We start from the raw sequence: 3,128 nt of genomic DNA on the forward strand, positions 1-3,128 counted from the left end.
TTCTCGATGAGGGCATCCGCGTCCGACTTGGAGATGCGGCGGTTGTTGAGCTTCACGCCGGCGAGGGGGGCGAATTGCGGGGTCGAGGAGAGTTTCGCCATCAGCGAGGCCTTGAGGGCGGCTGAGGGCTGCACGGGGGCGGTCGCGAGGCCCAGGGCCACCGCCGTGTCGCTCAGTTCGGCGGACTCGATTCGGGCCTCTTCGGAGGACTCCAGGTGCGCCTCGAAGGCGGCGCGCTCCCTGGCTTCGAGGGCGTTGAGCGCGTAGGCGCCGGACAGCTCGCCGGGGTTGCGCTCCGGGGTGCCGGTGTTCTCGGTGCCGGTCATGATGCCACGCCCAGTTCGTCGCGAAGGCGGATGAGCCCGTCCCTGAGCCTCGTCTTCACGGTCCCGAGCGGGATATGCAGTTGGGCGGCGACTTCGCTCTGGCTGAAGCCCCCGTAGTAGGCAAGACTGATCGCCTGGCGTTGCAGTTCGGTCAGTCTGGACATCGCCTTCTCCACCCTTTCATGCTCGATTCGTGTTTCTACGGTCTCGGACACGTCGTCGTAGGCAACCGCGAGGTCTCTGATGCCGATCTTCGTGTCCCGGTCGCGGCCGGCCTGCGACGACCTGATCCGGTCGACCGCACGACGGTGCGCCATGGTCATGATCCAGGTGGAAGCCCCGCCACGCGCCGGCTCGTACCGCGTCGCCGATTGCCAGATCTCCAGGAAGATCTCCTGGGTCACTTCTTCCGACTGGGCGTGGTCGATGAGCAGGCGCTTGACCAGACCGAGCACCCGAGGGGCCATCTGGTCGTACAGTTCCCCGAAGGCCGCCTGGTCGCCAGTGGCGACCCGGGTAAGCAGCTCCTCTTTTGAGGGAGGCGCTGTCGACTCGGTGTCAGCGGCGAAGTCAGCAGTCATGAGAACCAGCATGTCAGGTCTTATCCCGTTCCATGACTAGTGTTCGGCGCCGAACACGAAATGGATTGGTCAGAAAAGGCTGAAGGCCGGGCCGCAGAACGCCTCTCGGCGCGAGGCCGCTCAGAGCGGCGAATATTGGAGCCCGGGGTTACTGCGGCCCGACCAGCATCCAGTGTAAACGACGAGGACGGATGTTTATTCCTAGTCGAGCGAATCGCTTCGCCACAACCGGGCGCACGATCCGAACTCCTGTGCCGTCGTCGAGAACCGCAGGGCGCGAGTGGTCAGCTCCGAGGCGCGGGACACCCCCGATGCGGCGAGTTCCGTCGCGTCAAGGTCGTCGGCGACACTCGCGCATCCGCTTGCGATGACCCGGCAGAACGCTGCGGCACGGTCGAGCGCGACGGCGAAGTCGCCCGTGAAGATGCCGCGGAGGATCTGGTCGGCGAGGGCGATGATCTCAGCGGGTCCGGTCGGCGCGGCGGCTCCGGCGATGACGGGGTCGATCGCCACGGTGACCTCGGTGCCGCGCTGGTAGAGGAACGACGTGCCTTCAGGATCCTGGCGGATGAGCAGGCGGACGAGGTAGATCCGCCAGAGCGCGCCGGGCAGGCTGCGCGGCGTTGCGCGCGACCACAGCTCTGCGACCGCGTCGATACCGTGTTCGTCGGTGTACGCGACGAGGCGCTCGACGACCTCGGGATCGGGGTCGTTCCGCACCCGGGCGAGCAGCGCATGAGCGGTCTCATGCGCGACGCGGCTGATTGCCGCCGGATCCTGGCCACCCTCGAAGGATTCGAACTTGCTGCCCGAGAACTGGGTGGGCTTGTGGAAGTCCTCTGCCAATCGAATCCTCCGTGTCTCGTGCGTGGCTCGTGCGTGTTGGGTGCGTGTCTGGTGGGGCCTCGCGGGGCGAATCCGTCCGTGAGGGGACCCTCCCCACGGTACCCAGAAAAACCTTGCCCGAATCCACGGTAGATTATTTACCGCGGGCCTCTAGCTCAGTTGGTAGAGCAAAGGACTTTTAATCCTTGGGTCGTCGGTTCGAGCCCGACGGGGCCCACTCTTGTGTTAGCAGCAGAATGTGCTGTTAGCAGCAGTATGTGCGCAGCGGTTGCGGTGATAACACTCTCGTGTTAGCGTCAGTCACATGAGCACACGATCAGTGATAATCGACGCGACGGCCGAGTTGCTGGCGCAGTCCCCTGGCGGGGACATCTCGACGCGCGCCGTGTGCGAAGCGGCGGGAGTGCAGCAACCGGTCATCTACCGGCTGTTCGGCGACAAGGAGGGCCTGCTCGCGGCCACGGTCGATCAGGTCTGGGACCAGTACCTGGGCATGAAGCGCGCAGCCGAGGAATCCGCCGATCCGTTGAGCGACCTGCGGGCCGGCTGGGACAGCCACAATGCGTTCGCCCTCGCCCAGCCGAACGCCTACCGGCTCCTGTTCGGGTCAGGATCCGTCGCCAAGGCGGAATCAGCGAACGAAGCCATGCGACTCCTCCAGAGCGTGCTCGAACGCCTGGCCGCGCAGGGACGGCTGCGCGTTGCTCCTGAGATCGCGGCACGGGTGGTGATGGCGGCGAATACCGGAGTCGCTCTCGCCCTGATCCTCCGCCCTGCGCTCTATCCCGACCCGGCCATTTCGTCGATAATGCGTGACATCGTCCTCGGCGGGCTGGTATCCGACACCGCGCCCGCTCCGGACGCCGGCGAATCCGCCCGCATTGCGGCGATCACCCTCCGCACGAGCCGTCCCACCCTGCCCCCTGCTCTCTTCACGGGCCGCGAGGCCGGGCTGCTCGACGAATGGCTGGAGCGCATCCAGTCCTCGTCGCCCTCCGACTGACAGCCAGCCCCACCGCAGGTCTTCAGGCGTCCCGCCGGGGCGTCATCCGTCGCGCCCGAAACAGGGCGCGCACCACCGCAGTGCACCAGAAAGCGAATCCCCCATGAGTACCATCGGCACCAATCCCACCATCCAGGGCTCCCGGGTCGCCCTCGTCACCGGCGGGTCAGGCGGCATCGGACGCGCCGTCGTCGAGCGACTTGCAGACGACGGCTTCGCCCTCGGCGTGCACTACGCCGGCAACCAGGCGAAAGCCGATGAGACCATCGCCGCGGTCAAGGCCGCGGGCGGCCGCGCCATCGCGATCGGCGGCGACGTCGCCGACGAGGGAGCCATGTCGGCCGCGTTCGACGCGGTGGAGGCGGAGTTCGG

Annotated in this window: 5 protein-coding genes and 1 tRNA gene; 3 read left to right on the forward strand and 3 right to left on the reverse strand. The window is 66.7% G+C overall.

What is annotated here, in order from left to right; genetic code table 11:
- The 3 genes from QN345_RS17280 to QN345_RS17290 form a co-directional block, all read right to left on the reverse strand.
- Nucleotides 1-326 (reverse strand): zf-HC2 domain-containing protein (locus tag QN345_RS17280; protein ID WP_323508953.1); only part of this gene is annotated, 326 nt, incomplete at its 3' end.
- Nucleotides 323-907, reverse strand: a complete 585-nt coding sequence (locus tag QN345_RS17285) for a sigma-70 family RNA polymerase sigma factor (RefSeq protein ID WP_241975328.1) — start codon at nucleotides 905-907, stop codon at nucleotides 323-325. The genes QN345_RS17280 and QN345_RS17285, both read right to left, overlap by 4 nt.
- Nucleotides 908-1,108: 201 nt before the next feature.
- Complete coding sequence (locus QN345_RS17290; RefSeq protein ID WP_134450007.1) at nucleotides 1,109-1,753, reverse strand: DNA-directed RNA polymerase subunit beta; 645 nt, start codon at nucleotides 1,751-1,753, stop codon at nucleotides 1,109-1,111.
- Nucleotides 1,754-1,897: 144 nt separating this feature from the next.
- Here QN345_RS17290 and QN345_RS17295 point away from each other — a divergent pair.
- The 3 genes from QN345_RS17295 to QN345_RS17305 form a co-directional block, all read left to right on the forward strand.
- Nucleotides 1,898-1,970: transfer RNA gene (locus QN345_RS17295), tRNA-Lys, on the forward strand.
- An 87-nt stretch (nucleotides 1,971-2,057) separates the two neighbouring features.
- A complete protein-coding gene (locus QN345_RS17300) occupies nucleotides 2,058-2,756 on the forward strand; it encodes a TetR/AcrR family transcriptional regulator (RefSeq protein ID WP_134558966.1) in 699 nt (232 codons plus the stop codon).
- A gap of 103 nt (nucleotides 2,757-2,859) precedes the next feature.
- A partial coding sequence (locus QN345_RS17305) for an SDR family NAD(P)-dependent oxidoreductase (protein ID WP_323508954.1) occupies nucleotides 2,860-3,128 on the forward strand: 269 nt, incomplete at its 3' end.

It is taken from the genome of Cryobacterium sp. 10I1, from assembly GCF_035019805.1.
GTDB lineage: Bacteria > Actinomycetota > Actinomycetes > Actinomycetales > Microbacteriaceae > Cryobacterium > Cryobacterium glucosi.

Excerpts from the sequence above, each read along its gene's own strand:
- QN345_RS17285 (WP_241975328.1), bottom strand. The coding sequence starts at position 907 with ATGACTGCTGACTTCGCCGCTGACACCGAGTCGACAGCGCCTCCCTCA.
- QN345_RS17300 (WP_134558966.1), top strand. The coding sequence starts at position 2,058 with ATGAGCACACGATCAGTGATAATCGACGCGACGGCCGAGTTGCTGGCG.